Consider the following 25,199-nt stretch of genomic DNA (forward strand, 5'->3'; position numbering starts at 1 on the left):
ATCACGCTTGCAAGATCGCGAGTTCCTCGGCGAGCACCTTCACCGCGTAGCGGATCTGCTCTTCGGTATGGCACGTGGTGAGGAAGAACCGCAGCCGCGCTTTGTCCTCCGGCACGGCCGGGTGCAGGATCGGGTTGACGTTGATTCCCCTGCGCAGCAGGGCATTCGACAGCGCAAGGGTGCGCATCGAGTCGCCGATGATGCACGGAACGATCGGGGTGTCGTGGCTGTCGCCGGTGTCGATGCCCGCCTCCTTGGCGAGTTCGAGGAACATCCGCGACAAACCGCGCAGGCGGTCGAAAACTTCGGGTTCCGAACGCATCTGGCGAAGTGCGGCGAGCGAGGCCGCGGCGTTGGCCGGGGTGATGCCGACGCTGTAGACGAATCCCGGTGCGGTGTACTTCAGGAAGCGGATCAGTTCCCGGCTGCCCGCGACGTAACCGCCGCAGCCCGCGAGCGCCTTCGACATCGTCCCTGACCACAGCTCCACCTCGGCGCGGTCGACGCCGAAGTACTCGCCGATACCGCCGCCGGTCGCGCCGAGCACGCCGACGCTGTGCGCCTCGTCGATCATCAGCAGCGCCTTGTGCTTCTTCTTGACCTCGATGATCGCGGGTAGATCGGGGATGTCGCCGTCCTGGCTGTAGACGCCCTCGATGACGATCAGCACGCGCCGGTATCGGCCACGGATGTCGGTGAGTATGCGGTCCAGCGCGGCGTGGTCGTTGTGCGGAAACGGCCGCCGGGTGGCGCCGGAGAGCTTGCAGCCCTGCAGGATGCTGTCGTGGGCCAGGCTGTCGTGGACGATCAGGTCGTCGGGACCGACGATGTGCCCGATGACCGTGACATTGGTGGCGTGGCCGCTGGTCAGCGCGATCGCGTCCTCGGTGCCGAGCAGCGCGGCGAGTTCCTGTTCCAGGTCGGCGTGGATCGTCTTCTCACCGGAGAGCACGCGGCTTGCCGAGACGGAACTGCCGTACCGCGCCACCGCGTCCTGCACCGCGGCGGTCACGGCAGGGTGCCCGGACAAGCCGAGGTAGTTGTAGCTGGAGAAGTTCAACACCTCTCGGCCTTCGACGACCGAGGTGTCCCGGGTGACCCCGTCGTTGATCACGAAGTAGGGGTTGGACACGCCGAATTTCTCGGCCATCTCGATGCGGTCGGCGATCGCCTGCACTTCGGGGAAGTCCGCGATGCGGTACTGCGGTTCCACGTCGGACCGCGCCGGTGCGTCGGGAACCTCTGTCGCCGGGACGTCGTCGAGAAGTGCTGTCGCCTGGCCACTTTCGGCTTCGGCCACATGCGGCGCGACGAGCCCGACGACGTCACCGAGAGTCGTCGACTCCGTGAACCAACTCGGCTCGATGACGAGACCGGGGACCTTGCGCGCGAGACCGCTGAACAGGTCGGCGGTCATGATCGAGTCGAAACCCATTTCACCGCAGATCGTTTCGCCGTCCTTCAGCTTCTCGACCGGAAACCCGCTGACCCGCGCGGCCTCGGCGCGCACCACGGCCGCCGCGTCGAGATCCGCGCCGACTCGTCCTGACCGACCGGGAAGTCGGGGCTGGGTCGGCTGCGCTGCCACCTCCGCCTTGGCGGCCGCCGCCAGCACGGCGGCCTGCTCGCGGAAGAGGGCGATGAGTTGGTCCATGGTGGTTTCCTCGGTGTGTTGCTGTGCGGGCGTGGTTGTTTCGGGAGCGGGGTTTGTCGTTTCCGGAGCGGCGCCGCTGGTCGGCGTCACGTCGATCTGCGTCCAGTAGCGGCGGCTCGTGTCGAACTCGTATCCGCCGATGCGCTGCCGGATTCGGGCGGCGGGTTCGTACAGCGCCTCCCAGTGCGGGTCGAGTCCGTCGCGGTAGAGCGCGGCGATGGTGTCGGCCAGTTCGTCGCCGGTGGCCCGCGGGCCCGGGCAGGGCACAAGGATCGGCGCCGCGAGTTCCGGATGGGCCCGGCCGAGCATCGGCGCGAGCGTGCGCTTGGGCCCGACCTCGATGAGATGCGTCGGCTCGGTGGTCAGCGCGGCGGCCGCGGCGTCGGCGAAAAGCACCGTGGCACTGATGTGTTCGATCCAATAGTCGGCATCCATCGGCTCGTCGGCGGCGAGCAGGCGGCCGTGCGACGTCGAGTAGATCGGGATGCTCGGCGGGTTGTAGGCGCAGTCGCGGGCCACCCGCGCGAACTCGTCCCGCATCGGATTCATCAGCGGCGAGTGGAAGGCGTGCGAGACGGTCAGCGGGCGAACCGTGACGCCGCGATCCGTCAGCACCGCGCCGATGCGGGCGATCGACGCGGCGGCACCCGACAGCACGATCTCGCGCGGACCGTTGACGGCGGCGAGTGCCACGTCGGGGTCGCCCGCGATCAGCTCGGCCACCGCGTCGGCTGTTGACCGGACCGCGAGCATCGCGCCACCGCCCGGCAGCCGCTGCATGAGTCGACCTCGGGCGGTGACGAGACGACACGCGTCGTCGAGGGAGAACACCCCGGCGACGGCGGCCGCGGCGAACTCGCCGACGCTGTGGCCGAGCAGCCACGCGGGCTCGACACCGAGCTCGGTGAGCGCCCGAGCCATGGCGTACTCCACCGCGAAGATCGCAGGCTGCGCGAACTCGGTGTGGTGCACGATCTCGTCGTCGCCGAGCAGCAATTCGGCCACCGAACGGTGCAGGTGGGCGGTCATCCGCTCGTCCACCTCGGCGAGTGCCCGCCGGTACGCCGGGGACGCCTCGCGCAGAGCACGGGACATGCCGGGGTACTGCGCGCCTTGGCCGGTGAACAACCAGCCGATCGAAGTGCGTTGGGCGACACCGGAATGCGTCCCGAGCTCGGCGTCGTCCGCGCAGGCACGCAACGCATCCACCGCGCGGTCACGATCCCGCACCACGAGCGACAGCCGATGGCGCCCCGAGGACTTCACCTCGTTGCTCGACCAGCACAGCCTGCTCAGCGCGGCGCCATCCTGCTCCACTACTTCCGCGAACCGAAGGGCGTTGCGCCGCAATCCCTCCCGATCGTTCGACGACAGCGTAATCACGCCACCGCCATCCGCTTCGGTTGCCTGCGGCGTCGCCGGAGCGCTCGCGAGCACCATGTGGGCGTTGGTGCCGCCCATGCCGAAGCTGGAGACAGCACCGTGAATCCGGCCGTCCGGCAACGTCATCGGCTCGGCGAGCAGCCGCAGGCCGTGCTCGGCCATGCGCAGCCGCGCGTTCTCGTCCGCCGCGTACCTGGTGGGCGGCACGACGCGGTGGTGCAGACTCAACGTCGTCTTGATCAACCCCGCGATACCGGCGGCGCCCTCGGTGTGGCCTAGGTTGCCCTTGATCGAGCCCATCGCACAAGGCCGTTCGCGACGCGCCGCGTGGGCCGCGCCCAACGCCTTGACCTCGATCATGTCGCCGAGCACCGTTCCGGTGCCGTGCGCCTCCAGGAACGCGACCTGCGCCGCGTCGACCCCCGCGCGCCGGTACGCCTCGGCGACGACCTGCTGCTGCGCCCACCGGTTCGGGGCGGTGATCCCGTTGCTGCGGCCGTCGTTGTTCACCGCGCTGCCCTTGATCACCGCGTAGATCGGCAGCCCCTCCGCCTGCGCGTCGGCGAGCCTGCGCAGCACGAGCACCGCGACGCCCTCGCCGCGGCCGATGCCGTCGGCCTTCCCGCTGAACGGTTTGCAGCGACCGTCCGGTGCGGACAGGCCCGCCTGCGTGTAGAAGACGTTGAGCGCCGGCGTCACCGCGATATTGACGCCCGCGGCGAGCGCCTGATCGCACTCTCCGGCGCGCAGTGCGACGCAGGCCTGGTGGACGGCGACCAGCGACGACGAGCACGCGGTGTCGACCGCCATGCTCGGTCCCTTCAGATCGAGCTGATAGGACAGCCGGTTCGCCGTCATGAAATAGCCATTGCCCGAACCCATTTGCGGGGTGATGCCTGCGTAGTCGCGCATGTGCACGGTCGCCCATTCGTTGGCCATGACACCGACGAACACACCGGTGTTCGAACCCGCCTGCCGCCGCGGGTCGAGCGCGGCGTCCTCGAACGCCCGCCAGGCGGACTGCAGCAGCAGCCGCTGCTGCGGATCCATCGCCGCGGCCTCGCGCGGCGCGATGCCGAAGAACTCGTTGTCGAACGCGTCGGCGTCGGCGAGGAAGCCGCCGGTGCGATTGTTGACCCGGCCGGTCCCACCGGCGGGATCGTGGAAATCGCCTGCGCGCCAACGCTGGCCGGGGACCTCCGCGATGGCGTCCGCGCCCGCCATGAGCAGCGCCCACAGCGCCCGCGCATCCGGCGCCTGCGGGAAGCGGCAGTCGATGCCGACGATCGCGATCGCGTCGCTCGGCTCCGTCGTCCGCGCGGCGTGCCCGCACATGATCCGCTCGGTGCGTCGGCTCATGCCAGGACCTCGTTGGGGCTCGGCTCCGGCCGCACGATCCGCTCACCACGTCCGCTCATGCCTGCGCCTCGCCGGGACTCGGCTCCGGCATACGCACGGCGCACGCGCACGACTCGCTCGCTCATGCGGCGAGCCCGAGTCTGTCGGCGACCTGGTCGGTGATGTACACGGCCAGGTCGAGGATCGTCGGGTACTCGAACACGATCGTCGGATCCAGGTCGAGATCCCACTCGTCCTCGATCTCGCCGCAGATGTTCACCGCGGAGACCGAATCGAGGCCCAGTTCGGCCAGCGGGAGGGTCGGGTCGATATCGCGGGCGGAGCGGTCGAGGTGGTCGGCCACCCGCGCGGTGAGCCAGTCGACGACCAGGGCGCCCTGCTGGGCGAGCACAAGAGTTCTCATCTGCGGTGATCTCCTCGGTGGTTCGGTCAGAGGGTGGCGAGAGCGCGGGCGCGCAGACGCTGGACGGACGGTTCGATCTCCTCGTGCAACACGCCGTCGACCGTGTTGTCCAGGAACGCCGACCGCATCGAATTGCGTTGCACCTTGCCGCTGGTCGTGCGGTGCACCGCGCGGTGTTCGACAAGCACCACGTTCGGCGCGGGCAAGTCGAAACCGCGCGACACCAACGCCCTGATCCGGGCGGACAGTTCGGCGGAGGGCAGCTCACCCAGCGCGGCGGTGCGCACGCCCTGGACGACCAGCAGCCGCTCCTGGTCTCCCGCGTCGATCGAGAGCACGACGCCGGGCGCGTCGGCGACGGCCGGATGGGCGTCGCGCACCGCCTCCTCGATGTCGTGCGGATACAGGTTGCGGCCGTTCATGATGATCAGGTCCTTGAGCCGCCCGGTGATGAACAGCTCACCCTCGTGACGGGCGCCGAGATCACCGGTCCGCAGATACGGCCCGACGCCTTCGGTGTAGGCGGCGAACTTCTCGCGCGTTTCCGTCGGTCGATTCCAATACCCTTGCGCCACACTGGGTCCGCCGATCCAGATCTCGCCGACCTGCCCGTCCGGCAGCGTCCGCAGGGTTACCGGGTCGACGATCCGGATGTCGAGATCGGTCGCCGCCGCGCCACAGCTCACCAAGCGCGTTCCGTTCTCGGCGGGGACGATCCGGTCGCGTTCGAGGGCCGCGGAATCCACCGCCAGGCGCACCGGCGCTCGGCCGATCCGCGCCGCGCTGGCCAGCAGCGTGACCTCCGCCATCCCGTAGACGGGCAGGAACACGTCGGGGGCGAACCCGGCGGGACCGAGCCGTTCGACCACCGCGTCGAGTGTGCGGGCGCGGACCGGTTCGGCGCCGTTCAACACCGCCCGAAGCGACGACAGGTCGAGTCCCGCGAGCTGCGCGTCGGTCACCCGCCGCGCGAGGAGCTCGTAGGCGAAGTTCGGCGCCACCGTGACCTGTGCGCGGTAACGGTCGACCGCCTCCAGCAGCCGGACGGGACGCTTCAGGAACGTCATCGGCGACATGAAGACGAGATCGCTTCCCGCGTACAGCGGCTGCAGCAGCATTCCGATCAGTCCCATGTCGTGGAAGTGCGGCAACCAGCTCGCGACGGTGCTGGTGTCGTCGGCCGCGGTCGCCTCGCTGATGGCCGCTTCGTTGTGCATGAGATTGCCGTGCGAGACCACCACGCCCTTGGGCTCGCTGGTGGAACCCGAGGTGTACTGCAGGAAGGCGGTGGTCTCCGCGGTGAGCGCGGGCATGACCCACGCGTCCGGGTCGCCGAGCGGCTCATCGGTGGCCGCGACCGCGACGCCCGATTCGTCGCCCGCGCGCAGCCACGCGGCCAGCGGCTCGCGGAATTCGGCCGTGGTGAGGACCAGCCCGGCGCCCGCGTCCTCGACCATGCCGAGGACGCGCCGGCTGCTGCGCGCGTCGTGCGGCGCGGGGGCGGGTACCGCGATCACGCCGGCGTAGAGGCAGCCGAGAAAGGCGCGCAGGAACTCGAGGCCGGGCGGATAGAGCAGCAGCACCGGCCGGTCGGCCTCGGCGCGCCGGGTCAGCCACTCGGCCAGCGCTCTGGCATCCCGGTCCAACTCCCGGTAGGTGACGACCTCCTCGACCAGCTCCCGGCCGACCTCGCGCAGATAGGTGTAGGACCTGGTGTCGCCGTAGGCGGCGGCCTGACCTCGCACGTGTGCGACAAAGGTGGGATGCATCCGGTGAACTCCTGGGGAGGGTGATTCGTGTATCGAGGGAAGGTGAGGTCTGGTCTTTCCGTGTACCGGCCTCGATAGCTATCGTCCGCCCGCAATTTCTCGGCAAATAGGCACCAAAGGTGTGGAGCGCGCCCACCCCGGGGTCTGCGGCATGCCCCGGGGTGTGCAGGCGACATCAGGTAGACCCGATTTTCGAGCAGGTCAGCTGCCTGCAGTCGGCCGGTTGGCGACCGAGTTGGGCGGGCAGCGACCGTCGGGTCAGCGCCTGGTGTCCAGAATGGTCGGTGCGGTAACCGACTGAAGGCCCCCTTCATCCCGCCAGACCGACTGGACGTGACCTTCATTCACCCGACCTACATGCCCTGGTGACCGCGCGGCACGGTGAGGTGATCGACGAGACGCGAGTCGCGATTGTGCCAACTGCTGTCGCTCGGGAGCGCCCGCCAGCCGCTCGAACCTCACTGCCCCAGCAGCCGACGAAGGCACCGGCACGCGCGGCCCAGCTCAGGACGCCGCGATCAATTCGGCGGCCAAGGCGCGAACCCGCGACGGCGAAGAGAACACGCCGCCCGATGCCGGGCAGCGCCAGTGTTCGTGGGGCGCCGGTTATTCGTTCTCAGCCACAAAGAAATTCGCGGCGACGGGCTCGAGCGCCTGCGAATGCGCGAAGCGAAGTGGATCGAATTTCGGGCGGCCGAGTTGGCGGACGCCCATTTCCTCCGCCTGCCGGTAGACCACGAGCACATATCGGTGCGGCCCGGAGCCCGCGGGCGGCGTCGGACCGGCGTACGGCACGATCTCGGAACCACGGGCGATATCGAGTCCGGGAACGTCGCCCACCGCCCAGTGCAGCCAGCACAGCCCGTGCGACGCCGACCTCGACGGCGCGTCCACATCGAACATCAGAACCGTGTACGAAGCGGATTCGTCATCCGCCAGTGGCCATTCCAGCTCGGGCGCGTTCGCCGTCTGCGCCACCGAGAGTTTCCCGCCCGGTGACACCGGCACACCGCCGTACTTCGCCGACAATTCGGCGCCCGCGAACGCATCGATCTTGTCCGGGACGAATCGCTCGTGCCGCAACGCGGCCAGAAGTGCCTCATTGGCGTTCACGTCCTGGATTATTACGTGGTCGCGGCCTTCGTCCCGACAAGACGCGCCGCCCGGCACCCGCGAGACCCGCGCGGATTCGATCTGGTTTCCGCGACCGTACGGGTACCGATGGCATCACCGAAAAGTCGGCGCCCCACGTCAGAGTTCGGCGACGCAGACCACGAAGCGGCGTTGGTTGTAGACGAATCCGTAATTGCCGGAGGCACATTGGTTCACATCGGTGATGCCCTGCTTGACTTCCAGCACCCGCACGCCCTTGGCCGTACCGCCCGCGGCGCAATCGATGTGTTTCGGATTGCCCGCGCCGAGTTCCATGCAGCCGCCGACGACCCAGTCGATATCCATGCACAACGATCCCTGCTCGACCCCGCGCACGCGCTGACCGTAGGACTGGTCGGCGTCGGCCGGGCATTTGCCGTCGGCGGGCACCTTGTCGAAGACCTTGTAGCTGGAATTGCCGCCGCCGCAGGCGGCTTTCTCGATTTCGTCGGCGCCGCCGCCGAGCACCACGCAGTCACCGACGTTCAGCAGAATCGCGGTCGGCGCCTTGCTGGCCGGGCTGAGCTCGCCCTCGGCGATGGGTTCCCCGGCGGCAGGCTCGGGCGCGCTCGATGTCGACGGCGCCGCCGAAACCGTTGTCGCACGGATGTTGTCGACCAGCTGCGGGCTCGCGCTACGGGCGGGCTCCGCGTCGTCCATGGCGAACGCGACCATGATCGTCAAGCCGGTGCACACCGCGCAGACCAGCAAGAACGAGGCCAAGGCGAAACCGGCACGAACACGTTGGCGCGACACGTCTCGCCCTCCACAGCTGTCACGCTTCGAACCCCGCCCTTGACGAGATCTGAAGTCTGAAACTTGCACTCTGAAACTCACGAAATGCTTACACGACTCCGGACAGGTTGTCGAATCCGGGCATTTCGGTCATCTGACTAGGTCACGAATGGGCAACGATATGCCCAATTTCCTGCCGAATTCGGCTGAAGTCCAAAGATTTTCGGACGCCGTATGGCCCGCGCGCTATACAGTCACCCGCCATCCGGCCACGGGAGCCGGAGATCTCGTCAAAAGGAATTCAGCATGAAGTTCGGCATGCTTGCCACAACGACACTCTTGACCGCCGCGGCGGTCGGCCTCACCGCGGGTGCCGTGCACGCGAAACCCGCTGATCAGCAGGAGTTTTCGGCGTCCGGCGTCGACCAGGGCGTCGGCTACCGCACGGTGTTGGCCGACGCTTCACGCGTTGTCACCACGACGGTCGACAACGGCCGGTTCGAGATCGTCGACGGCGGCGCCAAGGTGGTGCTGAAGTCCGATCGCGGCGCGGTCGTCACCGACGTGCCGCTGACCTACGAGCTCTCCGGACAGCGCCTGTCGGTGGCGAACGAGATCAGCGAAGACGGCAGGAAGCTGACGCTCACGCCGGCGGCGGACGCGAAGGCGATCGGCGAGATGCAGCCGGTCGACTCGCAGGCCCGCCTCGCCACGGAGATCAACAAGAACGTGGTCGGCCTCGTGGCGGGCGGCGTGCTTGGCGGCCTGATCGGCGCCGTCCTCGGCCTCGGCTTCTTCAGCATCATCACCGGACCCATCGGCGCCGTCGTCGGCGCGATCGCCGGCGGCTACATCATGGGCGGCCAGCCGTTCATGGACGCGATGAACGCGGCCATCAGCGGCCAGCCCTGATCGCATGACCACGTCGGCGGGCGGACGCACCGCGCCGCGGCCGCCCGCCGACCGCACCCGATGCTGAACGCAGACCAATGCAACGAAAAGCGGCCCCGGAACCATGTGGTTCCGGGGCCGCCTTTCTTAGTAGCGGGGACAGGATTTGAACCTGCGACCTCTGGGTTATGAGCCCAGCGAGCTACCGAGCTGCTCCACCCCGCGTCGGTGAACACCAGATTACACACGTCTACGCGGGGAAGGCAAATCGCTTACCGAGGAGGCCGTTCGGCCAGGTCAGCGGGTTACCGAGGAATCGGATAGCGCTCACTCGACGACGAAATGAGCAGATCACCACTCCGAGCGGCAACTCACTCGCGGGCGCGGACTTGCCGCGGACAAGCAGAGCCGACCGAGCGGACATTGCGCGTGCCGCCCGTGCATCGACGGCCGTCGGCGGCCATTTTTCGTAAGCCGACCGACCAGTTCCGCGCTTCAAACGTGACAGCCGTCACTATTTCAGGGTGATCTCGCGCACATAACGGTGCTATAACGTACTGACCAGAACCTGTCCTCGAGGCATTTCTTACCTGGGCATACATCGATTTTCGCGTCATTCGCTTCATGCAATTCTCATAGTTATCAAGATGTGATCTGCCGAGATTTCTTGGTTACGGTCGGTCCACGGCCCGGAGCAAACCGTGATGGGCTCGAACTCGAACCGCCGAACACCGGCGACCCTGTCCCGCGGTTCGAGGATCCCCGACCTCCTGGGGACAGGGACGCGATGACATTCGTCGAGTCGGTGGGCGCAGGGAGGGAAACCACCATGTCTGAGAACCGGAAGTTCAGCACCCGCGCCCTCGGCCTCGCCGCCATCACCGGCGCCTTTGTTGCCGTCCCGTTCGCACTCTCCACCGCCTCGGCCTCCGCCGCGACCCACAACTGGGACGGCGTCGCCCAGTGCGAGAGCGGTGGCAACTGGGGGATCAACACCGGTAACGGCTACTACGGCGGCCTGCAGTTCTCGCAGAGCACCTGGACCGCCAACGGCGGCACCGGCTACGCCCACAACGCCAGCAAGGAAGAGCAGATCCGGGTCGCCGAGAACGTGCTGGCCACCCAGGGTGTCGGCGCCTGGCCGTCGTGCGGCAAGTACCTGCAGGCGGGCCAGTCCGCTCCGGAGCCGGAAGCCGAGCCCGTCGCCCCCGCGCTTCCCGTCCCCGCGCCCGAGCTTCCCGCCCCCGCGGTCGAGCAGAGCCAGGACATCGTCGACCAGGTCAAGAGCACCGGCGCCGAGCTGGCCAAGCAGTACGGCCTGGAGGGCCAGTACCAGCAGCTGCTGTCGCAGCACAGCGCGCTGATCGACTCGCTGGGCAACTGACGCCGAAACCCCGTCACCGCCACAGCACACGAAAGCGGCGCTGCCATCACTGGGGATGGCAGCGCCGCTTTTGTGCTGAAGGCGTCAGCGACCGCTGTTTTCGTACGCCTTGATCGCCTGCTCCAGCCTGGTGAACGCCGCACCCAGACTGGCCAGATCACCGCTGCGCTGAGCGTCGCGCACATTGCGCAGGGCCGCGTCCAGTTCGACGACCGCGGCGTCCTTCGCGTTCGGCGGCGGCGGGGTCGTTCCCTGGGCGGGCGGCGGCGCGGTGGCGCCCTGGTTCGGCGGCGGGGTCGTCCCCTGCTGGTTCGGCGTCTCGGCCTTCGGCGCCGTCGCGGCACTGCCGCTGCCGGGGAAGATCTTCTCGAGTGCCGCGGCGAGCGTCGGCTCGTAGCCGACGAGCACCGACCCGGTCGCCGGATCGCGATAGCTCACGAGCACGCGGGCCAGCTGCGGGAAGGTCGAGGTGTTCGGTCCGCTGTTGCGTTCGGTGTACAGCGGCTCGACGTAGAGAATGCCGCCGTCGGCGATCGGCAGGGTGAGCAGATTGCCGTATTTGATCTTGTTGGAACCCTGCAACAGCGTCTTGTCGCGCGAGACCTCGTCGTTGATGGTCATCGTGTTCTGCGTCTGCTGCGGACCCTGCGTCTGCGAATCCGTTGGCAACTGCAAGACCGTGAACTTGCCGTAGTTCCCCGGATCCGAACTCACCGAGATGTAGGCCGACAGGTACTGCCGGTTGAAGCCGACCATGGCGCTGGTCAGATTGAACTCGGGCCGTCCGCTCTTCGGGTCGCCGACGAGTGCGTAGTACGGCGGCTGCTTGAAGGTGCCGCCCTCGATCGTCGGATCGCTCGGCACCGACCAGAACGCGTTGTTGGTGAAGAACTCGCGCGGATCGTTCACGTGGTACTTGCTGAGCATCTCGCGCTGCACCTTGAACAGGTCCTCCGGGTAACGGAAGTGCGAGCGCAGCTCCGGCGAGATGTCGCCCTCCGGCTTCACCGCGTTCGGGAACACCCCGCGCCACGCCTTCAGCACCGGATCGGCGCTGTCGACCTCGTACAGGGTGACGGTGCCGTCGTAGGCGTCGACGGTGGCCTTCACCGAGTTGCGGATGTAGCTGACCTCCTTGCGGGGCAGCAGCCGTCCGGTCTTCTTGTCGACGCTGTCCTCGACCGCGCCCTCCAGCGAGGTGCTCTGCGCGTACGGGTAGTTGTCCAGCGTGGTGTAGGCGTCCACGATCCAGACGATGCGCTTGTCCACCACCGCGGGGTAGGCGTTGCCGTCGGCGGTCAGCCAGGGCGCGACCTTCTCGACCCGCTCGCGCGGATCGCGGTTGAAGATGATCTTCGAGTCCTCGCCGATGGCGCCGGAGAACAGAATGTTGCGCTCGGCGTACTTGGCGGCGAAGGCCAGCCGGTTGAACCAGGACCCGATCGACACGCCGCCGGAACCGGTGTAGGTGTACTGCACGTTGTCCAGGTCGTATTCGCGCGCGGGCTGGCCTGCCGCGCCGACGATGGCGTAGTCGGCGTCGGACTGGGAGATCAGCTCGCCGAAGTAGATTCGCGGCTGGTCGACCTTGATGGCCTGGCGGTCCTGCGGCGTGGAGATGTCGCTGACGAAGCTCATCGGGCCGTCGTCGAAGACCGGGGAACCGCTGTCGCTGCTGCCCGCGACGGTCGCGTCCTTGGCCGCGGCCTTGTTGATGCGGTTGGCAGGGGCGGCGACGAAGCCGTTGCCGTGGGTGTAGACGGTGTGCCGGTTGATCCAGTCGGTCTGATTGTCCTTGAGGCTCTGCGGCTCCAGCTCGCGCGCCGCGACGATGTAGTCCTGGACCTCGCCGTCGATGGTGTAGCGGTCGATGTCGAGCGGGTTGGGGAAGCCGTAGAAGTTCTTCAGCTGGCGCAGCTGGGTGAAGGTGGGCGACAGAATGTTCGGGTCGAGCAGCCGGATGTTGGAGATGGTGGTGCGGTCGGCGGGAACGTCGCGCGGGTTCTTGGTGCCGTCGCCCTTGTAGTTCTGGTACTCGACCTTGTCGTCGGTGATGCCGAACGCCTGCCTGGTCGCGGCGATGTTGCGCTCGATGTACTCCGACTCCTTGTCCGCGGCGTTCGGGCGCACCGAGAACTGCTCGACCACCAGCGGCCACACCGCGCCGACCAGGATCGAGGAGAGCACGAGCAGCGCGGCGGCCATGGCGGGCACCCGCAGGTCGCGAAGCACGATGCCGGCGAAGAAGGCGAGCGCGCAGATCACCGCGATGGACAGCAGGATCAGCTTGGCGGGCAGCACCGCGTTGATGTCGGTGAACGAACCGCCGGTGAAGGTGGGTTCCTTGCGCGCGCTGGAGAGCAGCTCGTAGCGGTCGAACCAGTACGCGATCGCCTTGAGCAGCACGAAGATTCCGGCGAGAACCGCGAGCTGGATGCGCGCTGGCTTGGTGAGCGTGCCCTCACGCCCGCTCAGCCGCAGGCCGCCGAAGATGTAGTGCGTCACCAGGTTCGCGAAGAACGCGATGACCACCGCGACGAACAGCCAGTTCAGCACCATCCGGTAGAACGGCAGATCGAAGGCGTAGAAACCGACGTCGAGGCCGAACTGCGGATCGGTCTCACCGAACGAGCCGCCGTTGAGGAACAACTGCACCGTCACCCAGTTCGACTGCGCCACCAGGCCGGAGAGCAGACCGAGCAGCACCGGGATGCCGACGCCGAACAGCTTGAGCTTGCTCATCACGGTGGTGCGGTAGCGCGCGATCGGATCGTTCGGCCCGGCGACCGGGATGAACACCGGTCGCGTCCGATAGGCGAGCAGCAACGCGAGCCAGACCACGAGGCCGACGAACACCGCCACCGCGAGGAACAGCAGGATGCGGGTCCGCAGCACGGTCAGATACACGTCGCGGAAACCGACCTCACCGAACCACAGCCAGTTGGTATAGGTGTCGGTCAGCCGCGGTCCCAGCAGCAGCAACGCCGCCAGGATGATGGCCCCCACCAGCAGCACACGGCTGCGTCGGGACAACGAAGGTAAGCCGGTTGGGGGCCGCATGCCCACGGTGCCACTCTCCAGGGTCCGGCGGCGCCCGACCGGCATATTCGGTCGGTGCGCCGCATTCCGACGTTGCGGTTCGGTCCTCGCGGACCGTCTGGCGCCCACTCTACGGAAACGGACATCGCGACGTCGTGTGTGGCCTCGGTGAGCTCGGCGGAACGGATTTCGGTGGCTTCGCCGATCGGCTCGCGGTGGTGATGCGAGGATGTCCACCGTGAACGCCGATCTGCACGCCGAGCTTGTCCTGTCCCGCGCCGTACGGGAAGTCGCGGAGTTCACCGACGCCGAGGGCTGGGGCCGTCCGCCGCAGATGTTCGCGCTGGTGCCGACCGCCGATCTGGTCGCGGCCGAACCCGGTCTGCTCGATCAGATCGACCAGGGCGACGAGCTGACGCCGATCGCGCAGGAGCCGCTGCCCGACGACATCACCGGCGGCTCGATGGCGCTCGACGAATTCCTCGCCACCACGAGCTGGCCGCCCGCCGTCAAAGGCTGTGTGCTGGTGCAGGAGATCGTGGTGCTGCCGCCGGACGCCGAGAGCACCCTCGACGACGCGCTCGCCCCGCTGCTCGCCGACCACGAGGCCGCCGACGCCGCGGCACGCGCCGCCGCCGAGGCGCACCCCGGCCGTCGCGAGGCGCGCCTGTTCGCCGCCGTGCTGCGCGACGGCGCGTCGCTGTCGCTGTTGCAGGTGCGCCCGCAGGACGACGAGGACGATTTCGGCGACCTCGACCTGCGGATCTACCCGAACCTGGCGCCGAACCTCATCGAGGCGCTGCACCACACCCTCGACTGATCAGCCGCAGCTCGGCGCCTCGGCACCCGCGTTGATCGCGTTCAGCGACTGCACCGCGCCGTCGAGCGTCTCCACCTTGACAAGGCGCAGGCCTTCGGGCGTGCGCTGCCTGGCCTCGTTGCAGTTGGCCGCGGGCACCAGGAAGGTCTCGGCGCCCGCCTCGCGCGCGGCCATCATCTTGTATTGGATGCCGCCGATCGGGCCGACCGCGCCCTCCCCGTCGATGGTGCCGGTGCCCGCGACGAACTTGCCGCCGTCCAGGTCGCCGGGACTCAGTTTGTCGACGAGGGCGAGGCTGAACATCAGTCCCGCCGACGGGCCGCCGATGTCGGCCAGGTTGAAGGTGACCTGCATGGGCGGCAGCGCGCCCTCGCCAGGGGTGACGCCGAGGTAGCCCTTGGCCGGATCGTCCGGGCGCGCGCCGAGGGTGATGGTCGCGGTCTGCTCGGCGTTGTCGCGGCGGAACACCACGGTCAACTGGCTGCCCGGCGGCTGCGAGGAGACCGCGGTGACCAGGTCTTTGGGCGTCGTGATGGGCGCGCCGTTCACGCTGACGAGTTCGTCGCCGGGGCGCAGCGCGTCCTTGGCGGGAGCGTCGTCACCGACATTGCGGATCAGCACGACGGTCGGCAGCTTCAGGTAGTGCAGCGCCGCGACCTCGGCATCGCCCTCGGAATCCTTGAACTCCTGCTGATTGGACTTGTCGATCTCCTCGCGCGGCACGCCGGGCGGATACACCTCGGCGCGCGGAACCAGACCGTGCTGGCCGCTGACCCAGAAGCCGAACGCCTCGAACAGGTTCAGCCCGTCGCGCACCGCCACCGTTGTCATGTTCAGGTGCCCGCTCGTCGGATCGAGTTCGGCGCCGACCACGTCGACGACCTGCTTGCCGTCCACCTCGCCGAGCGTGTTGAAGGTGGGCCCCGGTCCGAGCGCGACGAACGGCACCTTGACCACGGTGCCGATGACACCCAGCACGAGCACCGGAACGAGTGCGGCCAGGAGGGTGACGATCCGACGATTCACCCCGCCCACCATAGTGATCCTCCCCGGCGGCGGACGGTGCAGGCGCGGAATCCGGCCGCGCGCCGCGCGGTCGTTCGCTGTGCGCGTAAAGGGCGCGCCAGCTGGTCGAGCACGGGCCGCCCACGTCACGCGCCGATTGTCCGCGCGTAACGTTAGAGGCATGACTGACTTCCCGTTCGGATTCTCGAACCGTGACGACGATGACCCGCGCAAGCGCGGCGAAGAGCCGAACGGTCCCGGGGCGAACAATCCGTTCGGCTTCCCGATCGGCGGCGGTGCGCCCGGATTCGATCCCGCGCAGCTCGGCCAGATGTTGACCTCGCTCGGTCAAATGCTCAGCGGCATGGGGCAACCCGGCGGCGCGTCCTCGGGTCCGGTCAACTACGACGTCGCCAAGCGCTTGGCCCGCCAGCAGCTCGGCGCCGGTGTGACGCCCGTCTCGGCGAGCACCCAGAAGGCGGTGACCGACGCGGCTCGCCTCGCCGAACTGTGGCTCGACGGCGCGACGACGCTGCCCGCGGGCGCGACGAAGACCGTCGCGTGGACGGCCAACGACTGGATCGAGGAGACGCTGTCCACCTGGAAGCGGTTGTGCGATCCGGTCGCCGAGCAGATCTCGGGCATGTGGACCGCGCAACTACCCGAGGAAGCCAAGGAATTCGCCGCGCCGATGGTCGGCATGCTCGGCCAGATGGGCGGCCTCGCGTTCGGCTCGCAGCTCGGCCAGGCGCTCGGCCAGCTCGCCAAGGAGGTACTGACCTCCACCGATATCGGTCTGCCCCTCGGCCCGACCGGCACCGGCGCGCTGCTGCCCACCGCGATCGCGGAGTTCAGCGCGGGCTTGGAACAGCCGGAGAGCGAGATCCTGGTGTTCCTGGCGGCGCGGGAGGCGGCCCACCAGCGGCTGTTCGCGCACGTGCCGTGGCTGCGTCAGCAGGTGCTCGGCGCGGTGGAGGACTACGCGCGCGGCATCAAGATGGACTTCTCCGCGCTCGAGCAGGCCGCCCAGGGCATCGACCCGATGGCGCTGACCGACCCGTCGAAGCTCGAGGAGATCCTGGCGCAGGGCGCGTTCGAACCGCAGACCACGCCCGAACAGAAGCAGGCGCTGGAACGGCTCGAGACGCTACTCGCCCTGATCGAGGGCTGGGTGCAGGTCGTGGTGATCGACGCGGTCGGCGACCGGCTGCCCGGCGCGGGCGCGCTGGCGGAGACCCTGCGCCGCCGCCGCGCCACCGGCGGACCCGCCGAACAGACCTTCGCCACCCTGGTCGGCCTGGAGTTGCGGCCGCGCAAGCTGCGCGAGGCCGCGCAGCTGTGGCGACGGCTGACCACCGACGCGGGTGTCGACGCCCGCGACGGCGTCTGGGCGCACCCGGACCTGCTGCCCGATTCCGATGACCTGGACAACCCCGCGGGCTTCATCGACTCGGTCATCGGCGGCGGCACGACCGCGTTCGACGACCCGCTGGCGCAGCTGGCCGAGACCGAGGCGCGCGAACGCGCGGAGGCCGAGCGCGAACGCGGCGACGGACCGGACGCACCCGAGCTCGGCAAGGACGACGACAAGTCCTGAGAATTCCCCTGTGAACAGCGCGAATTCCTGTGGATAACCGCGGGTTTCGCGCCCATTCGCGTCATGCGTGGTGCGCATACTGCTTGGCATGACCACGTTGCGCCCGCAGGGCCCGATGCTGCACCCCAGGGTGACGATCCTCGTCCGCCCGTCCGGGGTGGTCCAGCTCGGCTGGGATCCGGAACGCGCACTGCTCCTCGAACCACCGGACCTGGACACCCAGACCGTGCTCGGCTTCCTCCGCCTGCTCGATGGGCTACGGACCCGGCCGCAGATCCTGTGGCAGGCGGGCCGCAGCGGCATCGCCGCCGAACGCGCCGCCACGCTGCTTGCGGAGATCGATGCGGCGGGTCTGCTGGTGCAGCCGCGAGATCGCCCCGGCCCGGTCCGCGCGGTGCGGGTGCACGGCCTCGGGCCGCTCTCGGACGCGATCTCGGCGGGATTGCGCCGCGTCGGCATCCGTCCGGTGCGGTCGCGCGGGGACGCGCCGGAGGCCGTGGTCACGGGACCGAAGGCCGACGATCTCGTGGTGCTCGCCGACACCGTGGTCACCGACCCGCGTCTGGCGAGCGCACTTGTGCTGCACCGTATTCCGCATCTTCCGGTGCGCGTGCGCGATGGCACCGGCGTCGTCGGTCCGCTGGTGCTGCCCGGCGAGACCAGCTGCTTGCGCTGCGCCGACCTCACGCGGGTCGACTACGACGCCGAGTGGCCCCACCTCGCCGCCCAGCTGCTCGGCCGGGTCGGGCACGCCTCACCCGCCGCCATCGCGGCGACGGCGGCGCTCGCGCTCGGCGAACTCGAGGCGATCCTGGACTGCTCGCCGCGCCGACCGCCCGCGACGCTGGACGCCACGCTCGAGTTGGACCTCGATTCGCACCTGCTCCAGCGAAGGTATTGGGCGCCACACGCCGCCTGTGGTTGTCGCACGATCGACGCGGAGCGCGCAACGTGAGATCGAAAACTTCCCATTGCCATGGCAAAGCTCCGGGTGCTTCGGCCATGATGGGGAGGTGTCTGAGATCGTGCGCCGTGGCTCGTCCCGCAACGCCAAGTTAGCCAAGATTCCGCTGGGTATCGCCGGGCGGGCCGCCGTCGGCTTCGGCAAGAGGCTCGCGGGCGGTGACAAGGGAGAGATCAGCGCGCAGCTGAACCAGCGGGCCGCCGAACAGCTGTTCACCGTGTTGGGCGAGCTCAAGGGCGGTGCGATGAAGTTCGGCCAGGCGCTGAGCGTGATGGAAGCCGCGGTTCCCGAGGAGTTCGGTGAGCACTACCGCGACGCGCTGACCAAGTTGCAGGCCGCCGCACCACCGATGCCCGCAGAGACGGTGCACCGGGTGCTCGATCAGCAGCTCGGCACCCAGTGGCGGCAGCGCTTTCGTTCCTTCGAGGACGCACCGTCCGCCTCGGCGAGCATCGGACAGGTGCACAAGGCGGAGTGGTCGGACGGTCGCATCGTGGCGGTGAAGGTGCAGTACCCGGGCGCCGACGAGGCGCTGCGCGCCGATCTCAAGACGCTGTCGCGGATGACCGGCCTGATCTCCTCGGTGATCCCCGGCGCGGACGTCAAGCCGATCCTGGCCGAGATCACCGAGCGCACCGAGGAGGAGCTGGATTACCGCAACGAGGCCGCGAACCAGCGCGCGTTCGCCAAGGCCTTCGACGGGCACCCGGAGATCGTGGTGCCCAAGGTGGTGGCCTCCGCGCCGAAGGTGATCGTGACCGAATGGCTCGAGGGGACCCCTGTGTCCCAGATCATCAAGGCGGGCGCCGAGGATCCGGACGGCACGCTCGCGCTGCGCAACCGGGTCGCGTTGCTGATGGGTCGTTTTCACTTCTCCTCGCCCGAGACCGTCGGACTGCTGCACGCCGATCCGCATCCGGGCAACTTCATGGCGCTTGCCGACGGCAGGCTGGCCGTCATCGATTTCGGCGCGTGCGCGCCGCTGCCCAACGGTTTCCCCGAGATCCTCGGGCGGATGCTGGCGATGGCCGTCGAGGAGGACTACGACGGGCTGACCCAGTTGATGTACGACAACGGGTGGGTGATCCCCGGCCGCACCGTTACCCATCGCGAAATCGCCGACTACCTGCGGCCGTTCGCCGATCCGATCAAGACCGATTCGTTCCACTTCACCCGCCGGTGGATGCAGCGCGTCGCGGGCAAGGCGACCGACTTCACCAGTGCGGAGATGAAAACGGCTCGGGCGCTGCAACTTCCGGCCGAACACGTGATGATCTTCCGTGTTCTCGGCGGCTCGGTGGGCATCCTGGCCCAGCTGGACGCCGAAGTGCCGTTCATGCAGCTGGCCGCGACGTGGCTGCCCGGCCTGCGCGACGAGCGCTCGGCCAGCTGACCGGCGCGAAAGACGCTCCCCCACAACGCAAACGGGCCGCCCACCTGATCTCGAGGTGAGCGGCTCGTCTGCTTTCTCGTTCCTGGGCCACGGTGGGGTCCGGATCGGACGGTTGGGCCTCAGCGACCGGAGGGAGGAGAGGCCAGGGCCCGGCTCTCACGCCGGGACCGCGACCTTGCGCGGACGACCGCGCGGACGCTTGCGGGCGATCACGACACCCTGGTCGAAGATCTCACCGCCCCATACGCCCCAAGGCTCGCGCCGATCGATGGCCGCGCTCAGGCAGCCCTTGCGGATCGGGCAAGACGCGCACAGCGCCTTGGCCTGCTCCAGCTGGCCCGGGCTCTCCGCGAACCAGAGATCGGGATCTCCGGCTCGACAGGGCAGGACCTTGGTGACCTCCCGGGTGACAGCGGTGGCCTGCGGCCAGCTCTCTGCGGGGAACACGTCGTTCTCCTTCAGTTCGGTTTGCAGCGGTTCGTCAGTTGTCCACGAAACCGGTGGCAAACGGCTGAAGGGCCGCTTAAAAGTACTGGCCACGGTTTCGCTTCGTGCGATCCGTGGCCAGGAGGTCTGGGGTGGGTCCCCTACCTAGGTCGACACCTGTGTCGATTCCTGATCACGGTCGCTGGGTGTGCGGTGCGGAGGCGTGCTGCCTGCAGATCGATGTCTGCCATGGGCTCGGCCGCCGGCTCATAGCCGGCTTCGCGAGCGAAGACGCCGACTGCCGCGTTGGCGGTCGGGTGCCAACCTCCGTTGGGCTTGTCCTGGAGAAGGGTGTGAATCGGCCGAAGCGCCGGCGAAGTCGTCGCCGGCGTACCAAAACCGCACACACTTACTGAGGACAGACCGATCCCCTGCAAGGCGAGGATCCCCCGGGAGGCCGACATGGACGTGCCGACCGCAACGCCGATGGCGCCGAAGTTGTTGTTGCCGTTCATTGGTCTGCCTCCCTCCTTGTTCTCGTTGTGTCGAAACTGTCCGGTGTCGAACCCGGTGGTCTGAAGCACCCCGGTGTCCGAAACTCTGCGCGCCGGAATGCCCTCCCGGTGCGTGATTCCCACCATATGCAATGTCGGCGGAACCGACAACCTATTTTCTACCTGCGGTTTTGTGATGTCGATCGGACTCGCGACGCGACGATCGCGAGCACGTCGGCCCCGTAGTCGACGATCTTCTTCGCACCGATGCCCGGGATCGCTTCCAGCGCACGGTCGTCGGCGGGCAGTTGCTCGGCGATCGCGGTGAGCGTGGTGTCGGTGAACACCACGAACTCCCGAACCCGCAGTGCCTCGGCCTTTTCGGCGCGCCACTCCTTGAGCGCCTCCAGTAGCGCGGAGTCCAGTTCCGCAGGGCAGCGACGGCACCGGCCGAGCATGGTGGCGTAGGTGCCGATCAGCGGCTTGGCGCAGACCCGGCAGGACGGGCGTATCCCGTTGCCCTCGGGACGGCCGGTCGACGCCGCGATCCGCGACGCGGGGGAATCGTCGGGCACCAGACCGTTGAGGAAACGCGACCGCCTGCGGGTCCGCCTGCTGCCCTCACCGCGCGACAGCGCCCATGACAGCCGCAGATGCTCGCGTGCCCTGGTCACGCCCACATAGAGCAGCCTGCGTTCCTCTTCCAGCGCGGCCTGATCGCCGACCGAGCCGTCGTCGGCGAGCGCGTGCGCGATCGGCAACGTGCCGTCGGCGAGCCCGACGAGGAAGACCGCGTCCCACTCCAAGCCCTTGGCCGCGTGCAGCGACGCGAGCGTCACGCCCTGCACGGTCGGTGGGTGCCTGGCCTCGGCGCGCGCGGCCAGCTCGCGCAGCAGGCCGGGCAGCTCCAGATCGGCGTCGTGCTCGACCAGTTCCTCGGTCAGCCTGACCAGCGCGGTCAGCGACGACCACCGTTCGCGCGCCTGCGCGCCCGCGGGCTCGGTCGCGGTGAGACCGACCGGCGCGAGCACCGCCCGGACCAACGTGACCAGGGCCGCACCACGGCGGGACCCGTCGGGCAGGTCGTCTCGGGCGGCGGCTTGGCGCAGCGCCTGCACGGCCTGCCTGACCTCGGCGCGCTGGAAGAACCCCTCGCCACCGCGCACCTGATAAGGAATGCCGCGCTCGGTGAGTGCCTGCTCGTAGGCCTCGGACTGGGCGTTGATGCGATAGAGCACGGCGATCTCCGCCGCCGGGGTGCCCGCCGCGATCAGCCGCTTGATCTGGCCCGCGACACCCGCCGCCTCGGCAGGTGCGTCGTCGTATTCGGTGAACTCCGGCTCAGGACCGTCCGGACGCTGGCCGATCAGCTGGAGCCGGGTGCCTGCGATGCGGCCGCGTGCGGCGCCGATCACCCGGTTGGCCAGCGACACCACCTGCGGCGTCGAACGGTAGTCGCGCTCCAGTCGGACCACCGTCGCGTCCGGGAAGCGCCGCGAGAAATCGAGCAGATAGCTCGGGGTGGCGCCGGTGAACGAGTAGATCGTCTGGTTGGCGTCGCCGACGACCGTCAGATCGTCGCGCTCGCCGAGCCAGGCGTCGAGCACCCGCTGCTGTAGCGGCGTGACGTCCTGGTACTCGTCGACGACGAAACTGCGGTAGCGACCGCGGAATTCGTCGGCGACGGCCGGATAGTCCTCCAGCGCTGCGGCGGTGTGCAGCAGGAGATCGTCGAAATCGAGCAGCAGGCCCTCCGCGGAGGTCTTCAACGACTCGTAGGCCGCGTAGACCTCGGCCACCCGCGCCGCGTCGTACGGCGGTTCCCTGCGCTGCTTGGCCACCGCCGCGGGGTAGTCCTCGGGCGCGAGCAGCGAGGACTTCGCCCATTCGATCTCGCTCAACAGGTCGCGGACACTCTCGGTCGCGGTGCTCAGCCCGGCCCGGTGCGCCGCCTGCGCGACCACCGCGAACTTGCCGTCCAGCAGCCGCCACGGCACGTCGCCGACGACCTGCGGCCAGAAGTACTTCAGCTGGCGCAGCGCCGCGGCGTGAAAAGTCCTGGCCTGCACTTGATTCGCGTCGCCACCGAGACCGAGCGCGCGCAGCCGGGCGCGCAACTCGCCCGCGGCGCGCGCGGTGAACGTGACCGCGAGCACCTGGTCGGGCTTGACATGTCCCGCCGAGACGAGATGCGCGATGCGATGCGTGATGGTGCGGGTCTTGCCGGTGCCCGCGCCGGCGAGCACGCAGACCGGCCCGCGCGGCGCCCGGACGGCGGCGGCCTGTTCGGGGTCCAGGGCGTCGAGGTCGATGGCGGGCACGGTCACCATCATGGCAGCCCGGTCCGACACGCGACCGCCACACCTTGCGCTCGCGAAACCGGCGACACTGTGGAACAGGACGAGGTAGTACAGCGTTGAATGGATCCGTGACTGACGTGAACCCCGTTCTGACCATGTACTCGACCACCTGGTGCGGCTACTGCCGCAGGCTGAAGAAGCAGCTGGACGAGTCGGGTATCAGCTATGTCGAGATCGATATCGAGCAGGACCCGGCCTCGGCCGAGTTCGTCGGCAGCGTCAACAACGGCAACCACGTGGTGCCGACGGTGAGGTTCGCGGACGGCTCGACGGCGACCAATCCCTCTTTGGCCACCGTCAAGCAGACCCTCGCCGCCCTGGCCTGACGCTCAGTCCAGCGCCGCCCACGATTCGACGATGGTGCGCGCGATGGAGATGGAGCCGGGCAGCAGCAGTCGCACGCCCTCCCGTTGGCCGGACCAATCACCGGCCGCGAGCGCCTCGCGCACCTCGGCCCTGGTGAACCAGTGCGCCTCGGCGATCTCGCCGTCGCAGAAGGTGAGCGGCTGCTCCGGGTCGGCCACCGCGGCGAAGCCGAGCATCAGCGACCGAGGGAACGGCCACGGCTGGCTGCCGAGGTAGTGGATGTCGCTGACGTCGAGGCCGACCTCCTCGCGCATCTCGCGCGCCACGCAGCGCTCCAGCGACTCGCCCGCCTCGACGAAACCGGCGAGCAGCGAGAACAGGGTCTTCGGCCAGGTGTTCTGGCGCGCGAGCAGCACCCGGTCGCCGCCGTCGTGGATCAGGCAGATGACGGCCGGGTCGATGCGCGGGAACTCCTCGTGCCCGCTCTCGGTGACCCGCGTCCAGCCCCCCTTGGCCGACGACGTCGCCGAGCCGTCGTACGCGCTGAAGCCGGACTTGTCGTGCCAGTTCAGCAGGGCCATCGCGGTGGAGAGCAGTCCGGCGGTGAAATCGTCCAGCTCGCCCGCGACGACGCGCAGGTCGGTGAGCTCGCCGGTGAGTTCGTTGTCACGGACCGCCCACAGGTGCCTGCCCTCGGCGACGCCGAGGAACACCGCGGCCGGATCGGGTTGGGCGGAAAGTTCGACGGCCGCGTCGAAAACGAGCGCGCCGCCCTCGAAGCGCACCTGCCCCCGCCGGTTGACGCGGAGCAGTCCGGCCTTGGCCCACCCCTCCTCGAGCGCTTTCTCGTCCGCGCGAACCTCCTCGGCTCGATCGACCGCGGCGCGGGACAGCAGGGGTATGGCGTTCAGCTGAAATGACACGCTTCGAGACTACTTCCGGACGGCGTCACTTCGCCGCGCGCCGGATGTAGAGCAGCTTGTCGCCCGCCTCGATCGCGTCCACCTCCGGCTCGCCGACCCGGTGCAGATCGCCGTTGCGCACCACGCCGAGCACGATGTCGCTGAGATGCCTTGGCGAGCCGCCGATCTCGCTCGGCTCCACTTCGCGTTCGGCCACGGCGAAACCCTGCTCGGGGGTCAGCAGGTCTTCCATCATCTCCACCACGGTCGGTGTGGTGGTGGCGATGCCGAGCAGGCGACCCGCGGTCTCGGAGGACACGACCACCGAGTCAGCGCCGGACTGTCGCAGCAGGTGGATGTTCTCGGCCTCGCGGATGGCGACCACGATCTTGGCCTTCTTGTTGAGCTCGCGGGCGGTCAGCGTGACCAGCACCGCGGTGTCGTCGCGGTTGGCCGCCACGATCACCGACGCGGCGTTCTGCACGCTGGCCAGTCGGAGCACGTCGGACTGGGTGGCCGAGCCGTGCACGGTCACCAGGCCCGCGTTGGCGGCGCGCTCCAGCGCCACCATGTCGGTGTCGACCACCACGATGTCGGCGGGCTGCACGCCGTCGCCGAGCATGGCGTCGATGGCGGTGCGCCCCTTCGTGCCGTATCCGACGACCACGGTGTGATTACGCACGGTGCGCCTCCAGCGCTGAATCTTGAATGACTGACGGGATCGTTCGGTGAGCACGCCGATGGTTGTACCGACGAGCACGATGAGAAAGAGGATGCGCAGCGGGGTGATGACGACGATGTTCGCCAGCCGCGCCTCGGGCGACGCCGGGGTGATGTCGCCGTAGCCGGTGGTGGACAGCGACACCGTCGCGTAATAGAACGCGTCGAGGAAGGACAGTTCGCCGCCGGTGTTGTCGCGGTACCCCGCCCGCCCGAGGTACACCACGGTCGCCGCGGTGAACAGCAGTCCGATGGCGAACGTGATCCTGCGGCTCAGCGAAACCCACGGACTGATCTGCGTCTCCGGAATACGCAGCACGCCGACCAAAGCGAAGTCCGGACGGGTCGACAGTCCGACCTTGGACGCGCGGTCCCCGAGATCACCGAGCATCGCACTCACCTGCCCGCTCGTTCGCCGCGCGGTCTACCTCCGGCACTGTTTC

19 protein-coding genes and 1 tRNA gene are annotated in these 25,199 nt (G+C 68.6%); 7 read left to right on the forward strand and 13 right to left on the reverse strand.

Annotated features, from left to right (window positions below; translation table 11 throughout):
* Position 1 precedes the first annotated feature (1 nt).
* The 5 genes from CRP45_RS09085 to lppU all read right to left on the reverse strand — a co-directional run bounded on the left by CRP45_RS09085 (position 2) and on the right by lppU (position 8,476).
* On the reverse strand, positions 2–4,396 hold the full coding sequence (locus CRP45_RS09085; protein WP_425436926.1) for an aminotransferase class I/II-fold pyridoxal phosphate-dependent enzyme: 4,395 nt from the start codon (positions 4,394–4,396) through the stop codon (positions 2–4).
* 121 nt (positions 4,397–4,517) lie between these two features.
* Complete coding sequence (locus CRP45_RS09090) at positions 4,518–4,799, reverse strand: acyl carrier protein (RefSeq protein WP_097244750.1); 282 nt, start codon at positions 4,797–4,799, stop codon at positions 4,518–4,520.
* 26 nt (positions 4,800–4,825) lie between these two features.
* Positions 4,826–6,568: a fatty acyl-AMP ligase gene (locus tag CRP45_RS09095; protein ID WP_097244751.1), complete on the reverse strand. Its 1,743-nt coding sequence runs from the start codon at positions 6,566–6,568 to the stop codon at positions 4,826–4,828.
* A 606-nt stretch (positions 6,569–7,174) separates the two neighbouring features.
* Entirely contained in the window at positions 7,175–7,738 is a 564-nt protein-coding gene (locus CRP45_RS09100) for a YbhB/YbcL family Raf kinase inhibitor-like protein (RefSeq protein ID WP_179830824.1), read from the reverse strand.
* A gap of 81 nt (positions 7,739–7,819) precedes the next feature.
* Positions 7,820–8,476 (reverse strand): LppU family putative lipoprotein, encoded by a 657-nt coding sequence (gene lppU, locus CRP45_RS09105; protein ID WP_097244753.1) that lies wholly within the window; start codon positions 8,474–8,476, stop codon positions 7,820–7,822.
* A 285-nt stretch (positions 8,477–8,761) separates the two neighbouring features.
* Between lppU and CRP45_RS09110 the strand changes: the two genes are divergently transcribed.
* On the forward strand, positions 8,762–9,367 hold the full coding sequence (locus tag CRP45_RS09110) for a DUF8020 domain-containing protein (RefSeq protein WP_097244754.1): 606 nt from the start codon (positions 8,762–8,764) through the stop codon (positions 9,365–9,367).
* 130 nt (positions 9,368–9,497) lie between these two features.
* On the opposite strand, the gene CRP45_RS09115 is transcribed toward CRP45_RS09110, so the two are convergent.
* Positions 9,498–9,571, reverse strand: a tRNA-Met gene (locus tag CRP45_RS09115).
* A 604-nt stretch (positions 9,572–10,175) separates the two neighbouring features.
* Here CRP45_RS09115 and CRP45_RS09120 point away from each other — a divergent pair.
* Positions 10,176–10,730: a transglycosylase family protein gene (locus tag CRP45_RS09120; RefSeq protein ID WP_067789601.1), complete on the forward strand. Its 555-nt coding sequence runs from the start codon at positions 10,176–10,178 to the stop codon at positions 10,728–10,730.
* Between the two features lie 84 nt (positions 10,731–10,814).
* Here CRP45_RS09120 and CRP45_RS09125 read toward each other — a convergent pair whose 3' ends face one another.
* Positions 10,815–13,796, reverse strand: coding sequence for a UPF0182 family protein (locus tag CRP45_RS09125; protein ID WP_097245403.1), 2,982 nt, complete (start codon positions 13,794–13,796; stop codon positions 10,815–10,817).
* 202 nt (positions 13,797–13,998) lie between these two features.
* Between CRP45_RS09125 and CRP45_RS09130 the strand changes: the two genes are divergently transcribed.
* Positions 13,999–14,589, forward strand: coding sequence for a PPA1309 family protein (locus tag CRP45_RS09130; RefSeq protein ID WP_097244755.1), 591 nt, complete (start codon positions 13,999–14,001; stop codon positions 14,587–14,589).
* Here the strand turns inward: CRP45_RS09130 and CRP45_RS09135 are convergent, their stop codons facing one another.
* Complete coding sequence (locus CRP45_RS09135) at positions 14,590–15,615, reverse strand: YlbL family protein (RefSeq protein ID WP_179830825.1); 1,026 nt, start codon at positions 15,613–15,615, stop codon at positions 14,590–14,592.
* A 160-nt stretch (positions 15,616–15,775) separates the two neighbouring features.
* On the opposite strand from CRP45_RS09135, the gene CRP45_RS09140 reads away from it, so the two are divergent.
* The 3 genes from CRP45_RS09140 (at position 15,776) to CRP45_RS09150 (ending at position 19,548) form a co-directional block, all read left to right on the forward strand.
* Positions 15,776–17,191 (forward strand): zinc-dependent metalloprotease, encoded by a 1,416-nt coding sequence (locus CRP45_RS09140; protein ID WP_097244757.1) that lies wholly within the window; start codon positions 15,776–15,778, stop codon positions 17,189–17,191.
* An 88-nt stretch (positions 17,192–17,279) separates the two neighbouring features.
* Entirely contained in the window at positions 17,280–18,146 is an 867-nt protein-coding gene (locus tag CRP45_RS09145) for a hypothetical protein (protein ID WP_097244758.1), read from the forward strand.
* A 58-nt stretch (positions 18,147–18,204) separates the two neighbouring features.
* Positions 18,205–19,548 carry an ABC1 kinase family protein gene (locus CRP45_RS09150; protein ID WP_097244759.1) on the forward strand — a complete coding sequence of 448 codons (1,344 nt, stop codon included), beginning with the start codon at positions 18,205–18,207 and terminating at the stop codon, positions 19,546–19,548.
* Positions 19,549–19,704: 156 nt separating this feature from the next.
* Here CRP45_RS09150 and CRP45_RS09155 read toward each other — a convergent pair whose 3' ends face one another.
* The 3 genes from CRP45_RS09155 to CRP45_RS09160 all read right to left on the reverse strand — a co-directional run bounded on the left by CRP45_RS09155 (position 19,705) and on the right by CRP45_RS09160 (position 22,801).
* Entirely contained in the window at positions 19,705–19,995 is a 291-nt protein-coding gene (locus CRP45_RS09155) for a WhiB family transcriptional regulator (protein ID WP_067789589.1), read from the reverse strand.
* Positions 19,996–20,135: 140 nt separating this feature from the next.
* Entirely contained in the window at positions 20,136–20,489 is a 354-nt protein-coding gene (locus CRP45_RS33265; RefSeq protein WP_143861393.1) for a hypothetical protein, read from the reverse strand.
* Between the two features lie 158 nt (positions 20,490–20,647).
* Complete coding sequence (locus CRP45_RS09160; RefSeq protein WP_097244760.1) at positions 20,648–22,801, reverse strand: ATP-dependent DNA helicase UvrD2; 2,154 nt, start codon at positions 22,799–22,801, stop codon at positions 20,648–20,650.
* A gap of 122 nt (positions 22,802–22,923) precedes the next feature.
* Here CRP45_RS09160 and CRP45_RS09165 point away from each other — a divergent pair, with 122 nt between their 5' ends.
* Complete coding sequence (locus CRP45_RS09165; protein ID WP_097245404.1) at positions 22,924–23,154, forward strand: mycoredoxin; 231 nt, start codon at positions 22,924–22,926, stop codon at positions 23,152–23,154.
* 3 nt (positions 23,155–23,157) lie between these two features.
* Here CRP45_RS09165 and nudC read toward each other — a convergent pair whose 3' ends face one another.
* Complete coding sequence (nudC, locus tag CRP45_RS09170) at positions 23,158–24,057, reverse strand: NAD(+) diphosphatase (protein ID WP_097244761.1); 900 nt, start codon at positions 24,055–24,057, stop codon at positions 23,158–23,160.
* Positions 24,058–24,082: 25 nt separating this feature from the next.
* Positions 24,083–25,147, reverse strand: coding sequence for a potassium channel family protein (locus CRP45_RS09175; RefSeq protein ID WP_097244762.1), 1,065 nt, complete (start codon positions 25,145–25,147; stop codon positions 24,083–24,085).
* Between the last annotated feature and the right edge of the window lie 52 nt (positions 25,148–25,199).

The organism is Nocardia amikacinitolerans (assembly GCF_900215415.1).
In the GTDB taxonomy this organism is placed as follows: Bacteria; Actinomycetota; Actinomycetes; order Mycobacteriales; family Mycobacteriaceae; genus Nocardia; species Nocardia amikacinitolerans.